The sequence below is a fragment of the Brevibacterium rongguiense genome, assembly GCF_009857845.1.
GTDB lineage: Bacteria > Actinomycetota > Actinomycetes > Actinomycetales > Brevibacteriaceae > Brevibacterium > Brevibacterium rongguiense.
Genome location: NZ_WWEQ01000037.1, coordinates 1 through 18,873, shown reverse-complemented (window position 1 = coordinate 18,873; position 18,873 = coordinate 1). Strand labels below are relative to the sequence as shown.

Sequence of the window (18,873 nt, the reverse complement as noted above, 5' to 3'; positions counted from 1 at the left end):
CCATGGCCGTGAGCGTGCGCGGGGGAGCCGGCGGCACCGGGGCGCGGCTCGAGGACCTGCACGCCACCGCCCGCACGCTCGCACACACCGCCGATGAGCTGGGCGAGATCATCGGCGACTGCCTGGCGGCCGGGGCCCAGGATGCGCTCGAGGCCGCCTCTGCCGTGGTCGCCCCCGTCACCTGGGCGCGCGTGGGGGTGCTGCGCGGGGCGTTCGCGGCCGGGACGGCCGGCCTCGCGCTGGAGCTGCGGGCCACGGCGGCAGGCCTGAGCGCCGCGGCGCGCGGCTACGAGGCCGCCGAGGCGCTTGCCGAGCGGGTGCTCGACGAGGCCCTCACCGGCATCGGCGCAGTCGCCGGGCACGCCGCCCGCACCCTCCTGCCGTTCGCGGTGGCCACCGCGGCCCCCGTCGTCGTGGCCGCCGGCGGGGTGTGGGCGGGTGCGGAGGGGTTCGACCGCGTCCACAACTCCGTGCTGCGCGCGTTCGGCGCGCGGCCCGTCTGCGACACGGCCGGCGTCCTCGAGCGGGCGGTCGAGGACGTCGGCCGGCGGGTGCTGACCACTGTCGAGCGTGCAGCCTTCGCCCACCCCGGGGCCGCCCGCGCGCTCATCGAGTACGTGCTGCCCGGGGCCGTCTCCGGCTTCCTGGGCCTGCCGCCGGGCATCCCAGCCGGCGATCTGGCGCCCTGGCCGCACGACTCGGTCTCGCTCACCCGCCTGCTCGCCGGCGCCGCCCACAGCCTGGGCCTCCTCCTGCCCACCGGTGTGAGCGTCGAGCGCCGGCCGCTCACGGGCACCGCGGGGCCCGGTCCGCGCACCGCCGCCGAGGTGTTCGACCGGGAGCTCGAGGCCCACCGCGGCCGGGCCAACGGCCGCGTCCGGGTGGACCGCGTGCTGGGCCCGGACGGGGTGGAGCGCGCCGTCGTCTACGTGCCCGCGACCACCGACTGGGCGGCGCGCGGGGGCAGGAACGGCACGGACCTCACGACGAACGTGGAGACGGTCGCGGGTTCGGACTCCGCGATGCGCGAGGCGGTCCGCCGTGCCCTCGAGGGCGCCGGCTTCCGGCCCGGCAGCGAGGTGATGTTCGTGGGCTACTCCCAGGGCGGCATCGTGGCCGGCTCGCTCGCCGCCGATCCGGCGTTCCGGCGCCGCTACCGCGTGCGCGGCCTGTTCACCGCCGGCAGCCCGATCTCCGACTTCGACATCCCGGCAGGCACGCGGGTGCTCTCCGTGGAGCACGCCGATGACCTGGTGCCGAACCTCGACGGCGGAACGAACCCCGACCGCAGCCACTGGACGACCGTGACGGTGGACCGGGCGCACGCGCCCGGCGAGTCCCCGGGCAGCGGGCACGACGGCGCCGGCTACCGCCGCTCCATCGACGCCCTCGAGCGCGCGCACAATCGCGAGCTGGCCGACTTCATGCGCGACACGGACGACTTCCGGGGGCCCGTCACGGGCAGCCAGGAGTACGAGGCGGTGCGGCGGTGAGGGGCACCGCGGCACCGCACGGTTGGATGTCCGACCTTCTCAGCTGGGCGGATGCTCGGGTGTCCGAGCAATTGTCGCCGGCGGACAAGCAGCCGGCGGGGGCCTGTGCGCCCGCCGATACGCCACGGGAGGGGGTGCCTAGCGTGGTCGGCGAGCCGTCGGCCCGAGGGGGCCGTGCGGCGTCCCGCGCGCCGCGGCGGGCGAAGTTTGGCACAAGTGCCGCCCATCGGTTAGCGTGTGACCACTATGTGAAATGCATCACCGGGTCGCGGCGCCAAACCGGCGGCGGACCAGGCTCATTCGACGGTGCGGGCAACCCCCGAACCGCCAAGACGTGAGGAGATCGGTATGACATCGAACATGACTGGGACAATGGAGTCGCAGATGCGGTCCGAGCCTCCCATGATTCAGATGTTGACCCCCGAAGGCGACCGGATCGAATCCGGCGAGTACGACGGCTTCGCCGCCGAGCTCAGCGACGACGACCTGCGCGGCTTCTACCGCGACATGGTCCTCGTGCGCCGCGTGGACGCGGAGGGCAACGCCCTCCAGCGCCAGGGACAGCTGGGCCTCTGGGCCCCCCTGCTCGGCCAGGAGGCCGCGCAGATCGGCATGGGCCGGGCGCTGCGGGCGCAGGACTTCGTCTTCCCCACCTACCGCGAGCACGGCCTCGCCTGGTGCCGCGGGGTGGCCCCGGAGACCCTGCTCGGCATGTACCGCGGCCAGAACCACGGCGGCTGGGACCCCCAGGAGCACCGCTTCCACACGTACACGATCGTCATCGGCTCCCAGGCGCTGCACGCCACGGGCTATGCCATGGGCATCGGCCTCGACGGCGACGTGGGCACCGGTGACCGCGACCGCGATGCGATCTCCGTCGCCTGCTTCGGCGACGGTGCGACCAGCCAGGGCGATGTCTCCGAGGCCCTTACCTTCGCGGGCGCATTCCACGCCCCCGTGCTCTTCTTCTGCCAGAACAACCAGTGGGCGATCTCCGAGCCCACCTCGGTGCAGACCCCCGTGCCGCTCTACACCCGCGGCCAGGGCTTCGGCGTGCCGGGTCTGCGCGTCGACGGCAACGACATCATCGCGATGTACGCCGTGGCCCGCGCCTCGGCGGACAACGTGCGCTCCGGTGCGGGGCCCATGCTGCTCGAGGCCTTCACCTACCGGATGGGCGCCCACACGACCGCGGACGATCCCACGAAGTACCGCGACGCGGCTCTTGACGAGGAGTGGAAGGCCAAGGACCCGATCGTGCGCCTGCGCCGCTACCTCGAGAAGCACACGGACACCCCCGCGGACTTCTTCGCCGACGTCGACACCGCCGCCGACGAGCTCGCCGCGCGGATCCGCGAGGCCTGCGTGTCGATGGAGACCCCGCCGGTCGAGGAGATCTTCGACAGCGTCTTCGTCGAGCCCCACCCCCTCATCGAGGAGGAGAGGGCCGAGTACCTGGCCTACCTCGACTCGTTCGCCGAGTCCGAGGGAGCGCACTGAGGTGGCGGCACTGCCCCTGTCGAAGGCGATCACCGCCGGCCTGCGCAAGGCGATGGACGATGATCCCAAGGTGCTCCTCATCGGCGAGGACATCGGCAAGCTCGGCGGCGTCTTCCGCGTCACGGAGGGCCTGCAGAAGGACTTCGGCGAGCAGCGGGTCATCGACGCCCCGCTCGCCGAGTCCGGCATCGTCGGCACCTCGATCGGAATGGCCGTGCGCGGCTACAAGCCGGTCATCGAGGTCCAGTTCGACGCGTTCATCTTCCCGGCCTACGACCAGATCGTCACGCAGCTGGCGAAGCTGACCAACCGCACGCACGGGGCGGAGAACATGCCCATCGTCATCCGCGTGCCCTACGGCGGCGGCATCGGCTCGCCCGAGCACCACTCGGAGAGCCCGGAGACCGTCTTCGCCCACCACGCGGGCCTCAAGATCATCTCCCCGTCCAACGCCCACGACGCCTACTGGATGATCCAGGAGGCGATCGCGAGCCCCGATCCCATCATGTTCTTCGAGCCCAAGCGCCGCTACTGGCTGCGCGGCGAGGTGGACGAATCGGATCCCGGCCTGGATCCGTTTAGCGCCCGCGTGGTCCGCGAGGGCAGCGACGTCACGCTCGTGACGTACGGCCCGCTCGTGCCCACCGGCATGGACGTGGCGGCCGCGGCGGCGGAGGAGGGCACGAGCGTCGAGCTCATCGACCTGCGCGGGCTCAACCCCATCGACTTCGACACGATCGAGGCCTCGGTGCGCAAGACCGGCCGCCTCGTCGTGGCCCACGAGGCCCCGGTGTTCCTGGGCCTGGGCTCCGAGATCGCCGCCCGCATCACCGAGCGCTGCTTCTACCACCTCGAGGCCCCCGTGCTGCGCGTGGGCGGCTTCCACACCCCGTATCCCGGCTCGAAGCTCGAGCACCACTACCTGCCCGATCTCGATCGCATCATCGACGGCATCGACCGCGCGCTGGCGTACTGAGCCCGGCACCAGGAGAAGGACGCATATGCCCAACGTTTTCCCCCTGCCCGATGTGGGCGAGGGCCTCACCGAAGCGGACATCGTCGCGTGGAAGGTCGGTCCCGGCGACGCCGTGACCGTCAACCAGATCCTCGTGGAGATCGAGACCGCCAAGTCGCTCGTCGAACTGCCCAGCCCCCAGGCGGGCACCGTCGCCCGCCTGCTCGCCGAGGAGGGCCAGACCGTCGAGGTCGGCAGCCCCATCATCGAGTTCGCCGGGGCCGGCGGTGAGGACGCCGCCACCGAGCCCGGGGCGCCCGGTACGCCCACCCAGCCCGCCGAGCCGTCCGCGGCCGCCGCCGAGGAGTCCACCGGCCCCAACCTCGTGGGCTACGGCACGAAGCCCGCCGCGACGAGCCGCCGTGCCCGCAAGGGGCGGGCGCAGGAAGCACCGGCCTCCCCGGCGCCCGCCGCGCAGCCCCAGGCTCAGGCGCAGCCCCAGGCTCAGGCCCAGCCCGCCGCCGAGGCGTCCCAGGCCGCCGCGGAGGGTGCGCCCGCCGCCGGCGGCCGGCCGCTGGCCAAGCCCCCGGTGCGCAAGCTCGCCAAGGACTTCGGGATCGACCTGTCGGCCGTGGCGGCCACCGGTGCCAACGGCGAGGTCACCCGCGAGGACCTGCACCGCCACCGCGCCGGGGCCGGCGCACAGGCCCAGCCGGCCCCCGCCTCGGCGGCGGTGGGCGCACCCGCGGAGAGTGCGGCGCTCGAGGAGCGCATCCCGTTCAAGGGCGTCACGAAGTTCATGGCCCAGGCCATGGTGGACTCCGCCTTCACCGCGCCCCACGTCACCGAGTTCCTCGATGTGGACATGACCGCCACCATGGCGTTCACCCGCGAGCTCAAGGCCTCCCAGGCGCTGGGTGCCGACGTCCGGGTCTCGCCGCTGCTGCTCGTGGCCAAGGCCGTGTGCTGGGCGGCGCTGCGCAATCCGCGCATCAACGCCGCGCTCGAGGGCGATGAGATCGTCGTGCGGCGCTACGTGAACCTGGGGATCGCGGCCGCGACCCCGCGCGGGCTCATCGTGCCCAACATCAAGGGCGCCCACGAGCTCTCGCTCAGCCGGCTCGCCCGCGAGTTGGGGGCGCTCACCGAGACCGCCCGGGCCGGGCGCACGCAGCCGGCCGACCAGGCGGGCGGGACGATCTCGATCACGAACGTCGGCGTCTTCGGCGTGGACGCCGGCACGCCCATCATCAACCCGGGTGAGGCCGCGATCGTGGCCTTCGGCCAGGTGCGCAAGCGCCCGTGGGTGGTCGACGACGAGATCGTGGCACGCGAGATCTCGACGCTCGCGGTCTCCGCCGATCACCGGGTGGTCGACGGCGAGATCATCTCGAAGTTCCTCGCCGACCTGGGCCGCGCACTCGAGGATCCCCGCCAGCTGCTCATCTGAGGGCCGCGCCGCCTGAGCGCCCGGCGGGTGCTCCCGCACGCCCGGCGGGGGCGCCCGGGCGGCGCGCACCCGGCTTCCGGCCGCCCGGCAGACCTCTGCCGGGTGGCCGCTGTTCGTGATGGAGTTCACTTCCGGCACCGGTAAGTGTGTAAACTCCGAAATACGCAGGCAGCGCGCCTCACGTCCGTCCGCAGTCGACGAAAGGGCCGGTGTGTCGTCCCCGTTCTCCTTCCCTGGCTCGTCGGGCGCCGGCGGTGGGCAGTTCCAGCCGCCCCCCGCCTCGCCCTCGAACCCGTTCGGCGATGCCGCGCCCCCCGCCGCCCAGCCCCAGGGCCAGGGCCGACCGCAGGCCGGCTCCGCGCCGGCCGGGGGACAGCCGGGGGTCTTCGGCCAGCCGCAGCAGCCCAGCGCGTTTGCCCCGCCCGCCGGGCAGCAGGGCCAGCAGGGCCAGCAGCCCGAGGGCGGGAACTTCGGCGTCCAACGCCCCGCGGCCGACCTGCAGGTCTCGAAGCCGCCCACGGCCATCCTCTTCGGCGTGCTGGGCGCCGCCGTGCTCGGCGTGGCCATCGCGGTCTTCCTCGGCACCGTCGCCGTGGGGTGGGGGCCGGCCACCATCCTCGGCTGGCTGCTCGCCGGGCCCGTCGCCATCGTCCTGCTGGGCGTCTTCGCCTCCGTGGACACCCGCCGCCGGGCCGAGGCGCTCTATGCCGTCGACCCCACCGCGCGGCTGCTCTACGGGGTGTGCGCCGTGGTCTGCGCCGCGGCCGTCATCACGACCGCCATCCTCGCAGCGGTCTGGGTGGGCCGGCTGTGACCGCGGCGGTGCGCCGCGCGGTCGGCCTGCGCGTCCTCGCCCTGGGATGCGCCCTCGCCCTGCTCGCCGCGCTGGCCGGGCTCCTCGCCGCCCCCGCGCCTGCCGCGCCCACCGGCGGGGAGAAGTCCGGCGGGGGCACCCTGCCCGAGCAGTTCGCCGCGTGCGCCGCCGGCGGTGGCAAGGCCGATGTCCTGCTGCTCGTCGACGAGTCCGGCAGCCTCAAGCAGACGGACCCGGACCACGCCCGCGTGACCTCCGCCCTCCACCTCGTCGATCAGCTCCACCGCGGTGACCACGGCGCCATCAGCGTGGCCGTCAGCGGCTTCTCCGCCGACTACGACCGGCTCCTGGACTGGACCGACCTGAAGTCCGACGACGGGGTCGAGTCCGTGCGCCGCGCGGTCAACAGGCTCGCGGACAAGGACTCCGGCCCGGACACGGACTACTGGACCGCGCTCGACAAGGGCCGCGCCCAGCTCGCCGCGCAGGCCAAGCAGCGCGGCAAGGGCGAGCAGAGCTGCCAGGCGATCGTCTGGCTCAGCGACGGCGAGCTCGACTTCGAGCAGCGCAGCGGCGGCGACCGCAAGCCCTTCGCCCCGGACGACGACCTGGGCACCGAGGACGGCGTGAAGAAGGCCGAGGCCGCGGCGGAGAAGGACCTCTGCCGTCCCGGCGGCGTCGCCGACCAGCTGCGCAGCTCCCGCGTCGCGATGTTCGGTGTGGGACTCGGCGGCAAGGACGGCAAGAAGTTCGACCTCATGCGCTCGATCGCCACCGGCAAGACCAGCGGCGGCAAGGCCTGCGGCAAGCTCGTCTCGCCGGTGCCGGGGGAGTTCTACCTCGCCTCCGACATCGACGCCCTGCTCAAGGACTTCGACGCCATCTCCGGGCTGGGGGCGAAGCCCGTCCAGCAGGACCACGGCGTGTGCGTGAGGAAGTTCTGCACGGAGCAGGCCCACACCTTCGTGCTCGACGCGACGACCTCCGATGTCGATGCCTTCGCCACCGCCTCGGCGGACGGGCTGCAGGCCGCCCTGCAGGGTCCCGACGGCACGGTGGTGCCGCTGGGGGCCGGCGACCGGGGCAAGGAGCAGAAGACGACCGTCTCCGGCGTCCCGGTTGCCTACACCTGGGACACCGGGCGCAGCCTGACGTTCCACGTGGACGGCCCCGCCGCGGGGAAGGACAAGTGGGTGGGCGTCTGGCGCCTGGCCTACATCGCCCCGTCCGGCGACGGTGCCCAGGCGAAGAGCCACACGAACCTCCACATCACCCCGGGCATCAAGCCGACGTGGCCGGACGCCTCGAAGCGCGAGGTTCATCGCGGTCAGGACCTGCGCGACGTCGTCTTCGGACTCAGGACCCGCGAGGGCAAGGCCTACGATCCCGCGCAGATCGTGGGCTCGGGCTCGTTCAGCGTGGCCTTCACCGACGCCGCGGGCAAGCGGAGCCAGATCACGAAGACCGACGACCTGAAGAAGCTCTCCTCCCCCGTGACCTGGAAGACCGGGGACCTGGCACTGGGCGACGGCAGCCTCGACCTCACCTTGGACCTCACGACCGCCCCGGCGAAGGACTCCACCGGCAAGCGGGTGCCCGGCACCAAGCTGGGTGCCGTCATGGCCTCGCAGACCGTCGCGGTCAAGCCACCCGCCCACTACCCGTCCGTGGGCTCCGCGGCGGACTTCGGACAGGCCGAGGGGCCGGTCGACCTCACCGCCGCGCTCGGCGTCGACGGCGAGGGCTGTGCCTGGATCGAGCCCGGCAGCACGAAGGTCGCCGCCGCGCCGGAGGGCTTCGAGGACGTCCAGGTGACCTCCGAGGCCAAGGACCAGGGCAGCTGTGCCAAGGCGGGCGGCCAGCTCAGCGCGGCCCTGCACTCCGAGCACCAGGGCAACGGCGCGATCAACGGCACCTTCACCGTCATGACGGCCCCGGCCGGCGGCAAGGGCGATCCGGTGCCCGTCGAGGTCGCGTTCACCGCTAGCGTTGAGAAGCCGCTCAACACCCTCAACTTCGTCCTCGTGCTCATCGCGGCCCTGGTGCTGGGCCCGGGCATCCCCCTCGCGCTGCTCTATGGAATCAAGTGGTTCAACGCCCGCATCCCCTCCGCACCGCGCGCCGCGGTCCGCGCCCGGGTCCGCGTGGCCGGTGGCGCCGTCGAGCGCGACGGCAGGCGGTTCGCATTCGAGCCCGGCGATATGCGCAACACGGTCGCCGTGGGCCCCAGGGGAGAGCGGCGCATCGACGCCGCGGGCCTGACCATCCGCACGAGGACGGGGCTCTCCCCGTTCGGCAGCGGCTGGGCCGTCCTCGACGCCGGCGACGCCGCCAGCCTCAGCCACGCCCAACCGGAGCGCAGCCCCGCCCGCTTCCCGCTCGCGCTGACGAACGAGTGGGCCGTGCTGCGCACGCCCGGCATGGCCGATGACGAGGCCGAGGTGCTCGTCCTGCTCTCGGGCACCGCCGACGAGGCGACCCGGCACGAGATCGAGGACGAGATCAGCGCCTCGGGCGCGGACCTCATCCGGCGCCTGCCCAGCGGGCAGCCGCAGGGGCCGGCACAGGGCGAGGCGCCCGCCTCGCCGTTCGGCGGCCCACCGCAGGATCCCGGTGCCGGGGGCGGCCCGGGCGGGCCCTCCCCGTTCGGCGGGGGCGCGGCACCGGCGGCTCCGGCCGGCGGGCAGGCCGCCCCCTCCCCGTTCGGCCAGCCGGGCAGCCAGCCAGGACCCTATGGCCAGCCGAGCCAGGGCAGCCAGCCCTCGCAGCACGGCCAGTCGGCCAGCCAACCGGGGCCCTATCGCCAGCCAACCCAGGGCAGCCAGCCGGGGCCGTATGGTCAGCCGAGCCAGCCCGGGCAGCACGGCCAGCCCCCGCAGAGCCCGTGGGGCCAACCCGGGCCATCGGGCCCGCCGGGCCCTGCGGGTCCGCAGGACCGGCCGGGCAGCCAGCCCGGGCCGTTCGGCCAGCCGCCGCAGAGCCCGTGGGGCCAGCGGTGACCGGCCGGCGCCGCGCGGGGGCCGCCCCGGCCGCGGACGCACACACGCCGACGACTCAGCTGCGCACGCGCGCAGAACCGGAAGGACGCTGACATGTACAAGTTCCTCGTGGTGGGCTGCGGAGGCTCGGGCGGCGAGACCCTGGCCCGCATCATGGACCAGCTGAAATCGGAGCTCATGCCGCTGGGCATCTCCGAGCTGCCCGAGGGGTGGCAGTTCGTCCACGTGGACGTCCCGGTGGTCCCCGACACGAACATCCCCGGCGTCGGCAGCGTGCGCGACCAGGGCGGGACGTACATCGGCACGGCGCCCTCGTCCGGCTCGTACACCGTCCTCGACACCGCGGTGAGCCAGAAGCTCGCCCAGCAGGGCGAGCTCGCCGAGTTCGTCACCTGGGCGCCGCGCCGCCCGGAGAGCGTCACGACGCCGCTGCACAACGGGGCCGGGCAGATGCGCGGCGTGGGCCGCGTCATCACGCTCAACCGCGCCGTCGACGTCTACGAGGGCCTCCAGCGCGCCGTCAACAAGCTCAACACGACGCAGGCGACCGCGGACATGCAGCGGATCGCGCGCGAGGTGCCCGGCTCCGGCGGGTTCGACCCGGAGAGCACCCCCATGGTCTTCGTCGTGTCCTCCATGGCCGGCGGGGCGGGTGCCTCGATGGCCCTCGACGTGTGCCGCCTGCTCGGCCAGGTGCAGGGCATCTCGCCCAACGACACGTGCGTGTACATGTACACCTCGGACATCTTCCCCGACCGCCTCGAGGGCGTGCGGCCCAACGCGCTGGGCATGCTCGGCGAGATCGTCGCCGCCCAGACCGCCGCCTCCGAGGAGCACGACGTGCGCATCCTCGACGCGCTCGGCCAGCGCATCGACCAGTCCGGCGCCCCCTCGTTCGCCCGCGTCTTCCCGGTCAGCAAGTTCCAGGGCCTCGAGCGCACGACGTTCGGCGACGGCAGCCAGGCGGGCCTCTACCGCGGCCTGGCGCGCGGCCTCGCGGCCCTCATGATCTCCGGCAAGGCCTCCGCGAACTTCCGCGCCTACGACCTGACCAACCGGGAGGAGCTCTCGCCCAACCGCAGCTTCCTGGGCTGGGGCATGGAGGGCGCCAACCGGCTCTCCTGGGGCACGTTCGGCTTCGGCAGCCTGAGCATGGGCCGCGACCGCTACCGCCACTACTCCTCGCAGCGCCTCGCGCGCTCCGCGGTCGACCGGCTGCGCGAGGGGCATCTGCAGCCCGGCAACTCGGCGGGCTCGGCCCAGCAGCTCGAGCGCCTCGTCGACTCCCAGTGGTCCTACTTCCTCGACCAGCTGGGCCTGCCGCAGCCGCAGGAGGCCTCAAACGTCCCCGCGGCCGGTGGCTGGGTCACCCGCACGATCGACCGCGGACAGGCCGATGCCTGGGCCCGCGATGTCATCGGCCGGTTCAACGTCCCCGGTGAGCTGCCCCGGGCACAGGGGCAGACGGGCGCCAACTGGCTCGCGGCGGCGGGCAACTACCTGCGCGCCGTGCAGCCGCGGCTCATGGGGTCCGCCGAATCGATCGTCCAGAGCTGGGCATTCGACTGGGCCAAGCGCTTCGAGCGCAGCCTGCTGGGCGCGGTCACCGCCGCTGCCTCGCAGTTCGGCCTGCCCTATGCCCGGGCCATGCTCACCCGCCTCGGCGACTACCTGGCCGGCCAGGTGGTCCCGCGCCTCACGGAGCTCTCCCGCACGCCCCCGCCGGACATCGCGCGCATCCCGCAGCACATCGAGGCGCAGGCGGGCGCGACGAAGGGCGCCATCGTCCAGGGCCAGGCGATCGAGCAGAACCTGCTCGCCAACCTGCAGCAGGGCCTCGTCGAAGCGGAGTTCGTCACCGGCAGCGACTTCGTGGGCCGGATCCTGGCGGGTGTGCCCTCGGACGTCATCGCGCCGCTGCAGAAGGTCATCGAGGAGGCGATCTCCGGCCTCGACATCGCGGTCACGGAGACGAGCCGCACAGTGGGCCTGGCCAATGTGGAGACCGATGTCTACACCGCCTGGCCCTCGGATGAGGACCAGCTCGTCCCCGAGCGCTTCGCGACGGCCCACAACGAGGTGCTCCTCACCCCGGCCGCCCAGTTCGCCGACCTCTACCGCGGCCACCTGCCCGCCGCGATCCCCGGTGTGGACGACGGGCGCATCGAATGGGACAACGCCCGCACGCGCGCCTCCGGCCACGTCATCTCCGGCCAGTGGCCGGTCGCGCAGGGCAGCTCCGCGCCGGGCGGGCTGTTCCACACGATGTCGGAGTGGATGCCCTCCGTGTTCCGCCGCCACCCCTCCAGCGGCGAGCCGCTTACCCCCGCCGTGGCCCGCTACAGCCTGCACGTGGGCCCGGGTGACCTGCGCCGGCGCGCCCTCGAGTTCGTCAACCGCCGCAACGAGGCCTTCGACTCCTACTGCGCGCTCTCCCTCGAGGACTTCGTGCTCGGCAACGACGGCGCCGCGCCGCACGAGCTCGCCCAGCGCAAGACGGACCTCGAGACGAAGTTCCGGGAGACCCTCACCCGCGGCCTGCCGCTGGGCAGCGTGCACCCGGACGTGGTCTCGCGCATCCACTCGTCCGCCGTGCGCTACCAGTACAAGTTCTCCTCGATCCCGTTCGCGGCGGCACCGGACCTCGTGGACAGGCTGCGCGAGGTGCTGACCAATCAGCAGTCCGTCGACGCCCAGACGGTCGACATCTTCGACGGCTCGCTCACCCAGGGCCAGCCGGCCGCCGGGATCACACACGTGGACCTGTTCGGCTCGTTCGGCAACCTCAGCCCCATCGCGTTCGACGGGGTGCTCAAGCCCGTCTCGACCCGCTGGTCCCAGCTGACCTCCGGCGGCCAGCGCCGGGACTTCTGGACCTACCGGCGCGCCCGCCCGCTGCCGGCCTCGCTGCCGATGGCGGCGGTGGAGCGCCGTGCCCTCATCGGCGGCTGGTACGTGGCCCAGCTGACCGGCCAGCTCGAGATCCCCGACCGGCGCAACCTCGGGCGTCCCGTGCAGGTCTACGACCGCGTCGAGAACACGTGGGTGCCGTTCCCCAACCCGCTGCTCACGCCCCCCTCGGAGTTCTACGGCGAGACCTTCGACTGGCTGCCGGCGGTCATGGAGTCCGTGCTCATCGCGATCGCGAACGCGCACCAGAGCCCCGTGCTGAGCTCGCTCAAGCCCTACCAGGTGCTGCGCTCGATCTTCGACGCGAGCGAGGAGGAGCCCGCGGCGGGCCTGCAGATCCGGGCGGCCGAGGACCTGCTCAGCCACTGGCTCGCCACCGGGCAGACACCGTCCGGCGCGCCCTCGCGCGCCGCGGCCGACACGCTCGAGGAGCGCTACGAGAAGGCGGCGAAGTTCATCGAGACCGTCCACGGCTTCGCAGCGGGCATGCTCGGCAGCGGGACCACCGGCCGCTCGGCCGTGGCGGTGGGCTCGCGCTCGGAGGGGGCCAAGACCCCGTTCTTCTGCGACCTGGTGCCGGACATCGTGGCGGTCACGGACGAACTCGCGGTAGCGCTCCAGCGCGCCCGCGACGATGCCGCGCAGGCCTCGACGGCGAGCTCGCCCAGCAGCCCGCCCGAAGAGCTGGGGGCGTTCTGATGTCCCAGGCGCACCCCGCAGCCGCGCCGGGCCAGCCGGGCGAGCGCCGCGGGCGCCCCGCCGCGAGCCTCACCCTCATCCTCGGCCCCGAGCGGCTGCGCAGCGTGCGCGAGGCGCTGCGCGACTGGTCGGCCGCCGGCCTCATCGACGGCTTCGTGTGGGTGCCCGCCGAGGCGCCGGCGCAGGCCCCCTTCGACGGCCTGGGGGTTACCCAGGGCCGGCTCGTGCCGGTGTCCGTTCCCGCCCTGGCCGGCCGCGAGCGCTACGGCCGCATCCGCGTCGTCGTGCTCGCCGCCGCGCTGGACTCCCAGCCCGACGCGCAGGCGGCCTTCGCCGCCACGGTCGAGCGCGGCAGCGCGCTGCGGGCGTTCGTGCGCGAGGAGTTCGGCGCGGCGGAGGTGGAGGGCCTGCGGGTCACGGCGGCCGACCGCGGTGCGCGCGAGGCCATCGACGTGAGCGAGGCCGGCGGCTGGAGCGACGTCGTCATCAGCCCCTCGGACTCGCGCAGCCCCGATGCGGGCACCAGCCCCGTCGACCTCGACGACCCCGCCCAGCTGGGCGAGCACCTGGGCTCCCAGGTGGCCGCCCTCGCGGGGCTCTGGCACGGGATCGCCCAGGGCCCCCTCGACGGTTCCGGGGACTCCCAGCACTACCGAGCCCGGCTCGCCCGCTCGTTCTACCGCTCCCTCGACGGCACGGCCGTCGAGGACGCCGTGCGCGCTTCGCTCTTCGACGTGCGGGACGGTTACCCCGCGCCCATGCACAACGGCACGCAGGCCGTGCCCGTCGAGAGCCCCGAGGCGGCGGTGCAGAACGCCGCGCACTCCCTGTTCGCCCAGCACGCCGGCGTGCTCAAGGGCCAGCGCGAGACGGTGCAGGCGCCCCGGCCCCGCAACATCGGGCTGGGCGAGGCGCTCGCCCTCTTCTTCCGGTTCCTGTTCGGCGCCGTGCGCGGCGCCCCGGGAGCGTGGGCGCGCGGGCTCGCCGACAGCGCCAACGCCGCCATCGCCTCCACGGCCCACAGCGTGGTCTTCGGCTCCGGTGCCTCCGAGTACCGAATCGTGGTCAACGGGGTGGGCTCGGACGGCCGGCCGGCTGACTGGCACGACGTTACCGAGGCCGCCGAGTCGCTCCAGACCCGCCTCGACCCCGCGGCGCAGCCCGTCCACGAGGACCTCTCCGGGCTGTGGCGCTCGTTCGTCACCCGGGCCCTCACCCTCCTCGACGCGCGCCAGCGCGAACAGGACTTCCGGCCCATCTACGTGGGCGCCCGCCCCGGGGTCATCCTCGAGCCCGCCTGGATCGCCGGCGATCCGGGGGACCCCTTCGTGCTCGGCGGGTCCACCGCGGGCGTGCTCGGGGCGCGCTCGGCGCAGCCCGCGGACATCATCGGCGCCGAGGCGATCGGCACCGAGGTCCAGAAGGTCGCCACCGATCCGCAGATCAACGCGCCGGACGCCTCGGGCCAGCTGTCCGAGATGGGCGAGTGGTTCCAGGACAAACAGCGCTCGTTCGCCAACCGGGTGGGCCGCGTCGTCGCCGAGCAGTGGCGGGAGGTCCGCGATGAGGTCAGGCAGCGCCTCGACCGGGTGGGCCAGCGCAGCGGCGCGGACGACGACGTGGCGCACGAGCTGGCCGAGCACAACCGGATCATGGGGGTGCGGATGCGCCTGCTGACCGGCGCGGCGGTCATCGTCGCGCTGCTCGCGGGCCTGCTCGCCTTCATCGGGGCGATGGCCTGGTGGGTCTTCTCGATCATCGCCGCGCTCGTCGTGCTCGGCGCGCTGGCCGGTGCCTTCGCGATCTTCACCCGGGGCCAGACCCGGCTGTTCCAGCTCGTCCACGCCCAGCGGCGCAAGGCCGACGAGGCCGCGGTCGAGGAGCGCAACCTGCAGGCCGCGCTGCGCGACATGTCGCGCCTGGGAGACGCCTACGGCCAGTACCTCGCGTGGGCGGACATCCTGGGCGGCTTCATCCACCGCCCCTTCGGCGAGGTGCGCCCGCTGGCCCGCGCGCAGGCCGGGCGCTTCGACGACATGCCGCCCAGCGCGGCAAGCGCGGAATTCATCGTCGACGACGCGGCCGCGCGCTCTACCGCCCGCGCCCTGCGCGGGGAGATGTTCGATGTGGGCTGGCTCGACGACCAGTGGCGGGCGTACCTGGGCTCCGCTGCCAGGGTCGCAGACCTGTCCGATGCCGCGCTCGCGCAGGACCCGGGCCTGCTGCTGCGCGAGACCTCCGTGGCCGCCGGCTCCGCGCTGGCGCGCGTGGGGGCCGTGGGCGCCCGCGCCCTGCCCGACGACCGGCTCAGCGCGCCCTGGTGGGAGGCCGCCGTCGGCCGCCTCGGGGCCGAGCGCAACGGCGAACTCGCCGCGCGCCTGCTCGGGCGGGTCCAGACGGTCTCCGGGGAGGTCACGGAGGGTGTGTTCCTGGGCGCGATCGGGCACCGCGGCGGCGCTGACCCCCACCGGCCCACGCTGCTCGACGATGCGCTCCTCACCGCCCAGGGCGCCAGCCGCGATGCCCACCGGCTCGTGCCGGAGACGGAGTTCGTCGTCCGCGCCGTCGAGGGCTTCAGCCGCGTCATCGTGCACACCCAGCTCAGCGATGCCCTCTCGCCCGACGATCTGGCCTTCACCCGGCAGCGCACGGCGAGCATGCCCGCGCACGAGGACGGGCGCTGGTCGGCGGGGCCGACGGGCGCACCGCAGGACTCGTCCGGCGCACCCGGCGCATCCCCCGACCCGAATCCGGGCGGCGCCCAGGATGGCGCTGGCGGCCAGGGCGGTCAGGAACGCGGCGGCGAGCGGCGCGGACCGAGCCCGTTCGGCGGGGAGTCCTTCTGATGTCCGAGCGCGAGCCGCAGCCCGGCCCGGCCATCCCGCCCCCGCTGCCGACCTCGAACTCCGGCCCATCCCACGCGCACGCCGGTGGGGAGGGCGCCGCGGGGGCGGAGCCCGCGCGCGAGGCCCCGGCCTGGCCCTGGGCCGTGCCCACCGGCGGTGCTCCCGCGCCCGCCCCCTCCGTCCCGGCCGGGGGTGCGGGTCCCACCGGCACCGGTTCGGACCCCCACCAGTCGGCCGGCGCCGGGGCGACCGGGCAGGGCGGTACCGGTGGCGCCTCGGCATCCGAACCGGGCGCCGAGCAGGCCGACGGGCCGGGCTCCGGGCCCGGCGGCGACCCCGACGCCGGGGCCGCGCCCGAGGGGCCCTTCGGCCCCGCGGACCTGCGCGGGCTGCGATTCGCGCTCTTCCGCTTCGACGAGCAGCCCGAGCCCGCGCCGCTGACCGTGCGCGCGCTCCCCGAGGGGCGCCGGCTGGGCTGGGAGCCCGCCGCCGCGCCCGCCGTCTACCGGGTGGTCACCGCCGACGGCACCCGGCCGTATTCGCCCGATGATGCCGACGAGCTCGTCGTCACCGCGGGCACCGCCGCGCTCGACGACGCCCGTCCGCGCGCGGCCGTGCGCTACTACCAGGTGTGGCGCTACGAGGGCGCCGACCTCGATGCGGTGCGCACCGCCCAGCCCGTGCTGCACGCGCAGGGCCGGTGGATCGTCGGCGTGCAGACGCCCCACATCGCGGTCGACGTCCAGAGCGTCGTGGCTCGCTGGCAGGTGCTGCCCGGCACCGTGCGCGTCCACGTGCACCGCGCCCGGCCGAGCGAGGCCTCCCACGGCCTGTCCGATCCCCGCTACCGCGTCTCCACCCAGTCGCCCAACCTCACCGGGTTCGCCGATTCCGCGGCCCACCCGGGGGAGCGCTACGTCTACATGGTGCTCGCCGAGGTCGAGGCCGATGGCGCCTCCGTGCTCTCCGAGGCCTACACCGCGACCGTCGACATCCCCATTCGCCTCCAGCCGGTCACCGACCTCTCGTTCACGCTCCACCCCGGCCGCGTTCCCACGTTCGACCTGCGCTGGAGCGCGCCGGAGTTCGGGCGGGTGGAGGTCTTCCGCACCGCCCAGCCGCCGGCCGCCGGGCTCGGTGAGGAGCCCGTGCCGATCTCGGTGCTCTCCTCCCAGGGCGGGCTGACACCGGAGGACTTGCTCTCGTTCCCCGTCTCCGCGGGGGAGGACGGGACGCAGCTGATGGCGGGGGTGACGTGGCCCCACGGCTGGACGCGCGCCTACTTCACCCCTGTCGTCTTCAGCGGCGACGAGGCGTTCGTGGGCACCACCGTGCACGGGGTCAGCGTCGGCATGGTCGAGGACGCGCGGATGAACGAGCGCGTGGGCCGCAAGCTCATCAGCTTCGCGTGGCCGGAGGGCGCCGACGTCGTGCGCCTCTACCGCACGCGCGCCGACGGCGATGCGGCGGCCGCCCTGCAGACCAGCCCGCTCGTCGAGGTCGACCACTCGAAGTACCGCAGCAACGGCGCCATCGTCCTAGACGACGTGGTCGAGCGCGACGGCGCCCGGTACTTCCTCGTCTCCGGGCTGTTCAGCGGCGGGGCGTTCGTCCAGTCCGAGCCCGTCGAGCTCGACTGCCCCCCGCTCATGATCCTGGGCTACGAGATCGCCCACGCGGCGGACCAGGACGGCACGTGGCGGGGCTATGTCCGCGTGCACTCGTGGGGCAGCACCGAGCACGGCGGTGTGCCCTTCGTCGTCGTCTACAACCGCGAGCGCCTGCCGCTCCACTCGAACGACGGGACCCCGCTGCCCGTCTACGACCAGGCCGGCCAGCCCGGTGGGCGCTTCCAGCCGGAGTTCCTGCCCGCGAAGTCGGAGGTCGCCAGCGCCCCCATGTGGTCGTTCACGATGGGCTCCTACGGCCAGTCGATCGGCTACATCCGCGTCTTCGCCGACGTCGCGCCCGAGCAGCTGCGCCGCATCGCGCTGCTCGACCCCGCGGCCGTGATGCTCGACCTGGCGGGTTATTCGCAGCTGCTGGCGGCGCAGGCTGCCCAGGCCGGCCCGCACCAGGGGGGACCCGGTGCCTGAGCCGGCCGGCGCCGCCCCACCGCGCTGGGCGCAGATCACCTACGCGTCGTTCGACCGCGGCGATGGCTCCCCGGGCGGGTGGCAGGTCAAGGACGAGACGGGCCGGCCGAGTGCGCAGGAGCAGCGCGAGCTGCGCAGACGCGCGATCAGCCGCTTCGACTACCACGGGGCGCTGCCGAAGTTCCTCACCGCCGAGGCCGCGCGCGGCCTGCCGGTGCGCATGCGCTACGAACCGGGCGGCGAGCCCGGCACCGGCATCTACGCGCACGCGGTGCTCGCCGGCACGGACTCGACGGGCCGCCCGGGCAACGTCTACAGCCACGTGGCGCTCGACCGGGAGCCTGCCGGTGCCCAGCGGCCCATCGACTTCTGGCGCTCCCCGTCCTTTGCCGCGCCGTTCGGCGTCGAGGGGATCCTCGCAGTCCCCGCGCCCGAGGAGCCGCAGCCCACCGCCGCGCTCGCCGGCCGGGCGATCCTCCCGGCCGTCTTCGCCACCGCCCAGTACGCCGCGGCGCTCCTCGCGGCCGCGGATGCCGTCGCGGGCTGGGCGCGCGGCGGGCGCCGCCTCGTGCTGCTCACCGACCGGCAGGACTGGGCCGCCCTCCTGATCGCCGCGGTCACGGCCCTCATGTCGCCCCAGGCCGCCCGCGGGGTGGGCTGGACGATGTACGCGCGCGCCGCGGAGCTCGACGCGGCCGACCTCGCCGGCTGCGCGGTCATCGTCGTCCCGACCGCAGACGCCGCAGCCCTCGAGCGGCGCGAGGACATCTGGATCCTCCCCGACGGATTCGCCCCGCAGCGCACGGCAGACGGCGCCCACGCCCTTGAGCGCGGTGCGGTGCCCGCCACGGAGTTCTCCGCGCTCATCGAGGCCGTGCTCGCCCAGGGCTACGACCTCGAGGCCGTGCTGGGCGCGCTCGACGCGCTGCCGGTGGAGCCCGGCGGCACGGCGCCGATCGACCCCGCCTGGCCGCTGGCCACCGTCGGCGTGTTCTCCGGCTTCGCGGGGGAGGCCGCCGCGGCGGCCTTCGCCGAGCGCGCACCCCTGGGAGCGCTGGCGGCCGCGCCCATCCGCGCGCGCCTGCTCGAGCGCGAGGCCGGCGGACTGGCC

At 74.2% G+C, this 18,873-nt stretch carries 10 protein-coding genes; all 10 read left to right on the top strand.

The window, feature by feature from the left end; all coding sequences use genetic code 11:
* Positions 1-2: 2 nt before the first annotated feature.
* A complete protein-coding gene (locus GSY69_RS09180) occupies positions 3-1,493 on the top strand; it encodes an alpha/beta hydrolase family protein (RefSeq protein ID WP_160953560.1) in 1,491 nt (496 codons plus the stop codon).
* 402 nt (positions 1,494-1,895) lie between these two features.
* Complete coding sequence (gene pdhA, locus GSY69_RS09175; RefSeq protein WP_160953559.1) at positions 1,896-2,993, top strand: pyruvate dehydrogenase (acetyl-transferring) E1 component subunit alpha; 1,098 nt, start codon at positions 1,896-1,898, stop codon at positions 2,991-2,993.
* A 1-nt stretch (position 2,994) separates the two neighbouring features.
* Positions 2,995-3,969, top strand: a complete 975-nt coding sequence (locus tag GSY69_RS09170) for an alpha-ketoacid dehydrogenase subunit beta (RefSeq protein ID WP_268525365.1) — start codon at positions 2,995-2,997, stop codon at positions 3,967-3,969.
* Between the two features lie 25 nt (positions 3,970-3,994).
* A complete protein-coding gene (locus GSY69_RS09165) occupies positions 3,995-5,398 on the top strand; it encodes a dihydrolipoamide acetyltransferase family protein (RefSeq protein ID WP_160953558.1) in 1,404 nt (467 codons plus the stop codon).
* Between the two features lie 211 nt (positions 5,399-5,609).
* Positions 5,610-6,212 carry a hypothetical protein gene (locus GSY69_RS09160; RefSeq protein ID WP_160953557.1) on the top strand — a complete coding sequence of 201 codons (603 nt, stop codon included), beginning with the start codon at positions 5,610-5,612 and terminating at the stop codon, positions 6,210-6,212.
* Positions 6,209-9,211: a vWA domain-containing protein gene (locus GSY69_RS09155; protein ID WP_160953556.1), complete on the top strand. Its 3,003-nt coding sequence runs from the start codon at positions 6,209-6,211 to the stop codon at positions 9,209-9,211. The genes GSY69_RS09160 and GSY69_RS09155 overlap by 4 nt, the downstream gene beginning before the upstream one ends.
* 93 nt (positions 9,212-9,304) lie before the next feature.
* A complete protein-coding gene (locus tag GSY69_RS09150; RefSeq protein ID WP_160953555.1) occupies positions 9,305-12,820 on the top strand; it encodes a tubulin-like doman-containing protein in 3,516 nt (1,171 codons plus the stop codon).
* Positions 12,820-15,666: a hypothetical protein gene (locus GSY69_RS09145; RefSeq protein ID WP_160953554.1), complete on the top strand. Its 2,847-nt coding sequence runs from the start codon at positions 12,820-12,822 to the stop codon at positions 15,664-15,666. The genes GSY69_RS09150 and GSY69_RS09145 overlap by 1 nt, the downstream gene beginning before the upstream one ends.
* The gene (locus tag GSY69_RS09140) at positions 15,666-17,762 is read left to right on the top strand and encodes a hypothetical protein (RefSeq protein ID WP_160953553.1); all 2,097 of its coding nucleotides are present in this window, start codon (positions 15,666-15,668) and stop codon (positions 17,760-17,762) included. Before GSY69_RS09145 ends, GSY69_RS09140 begins: the two co-directional genes overlap by 1 nt.
* Positions 17,755-18,873, top strand: a 1,119-nt coding sequence (locus GSY69_RS09135; RefSeq protein ID WP_202410977.1) for a GAP1-N2 domain-containing protein, incomplete at its 3' end; no start/stop codon positions are given. The genes GSY69_RS09140 and GSY69_RS09135, both read left to right, overlap by 8 nt.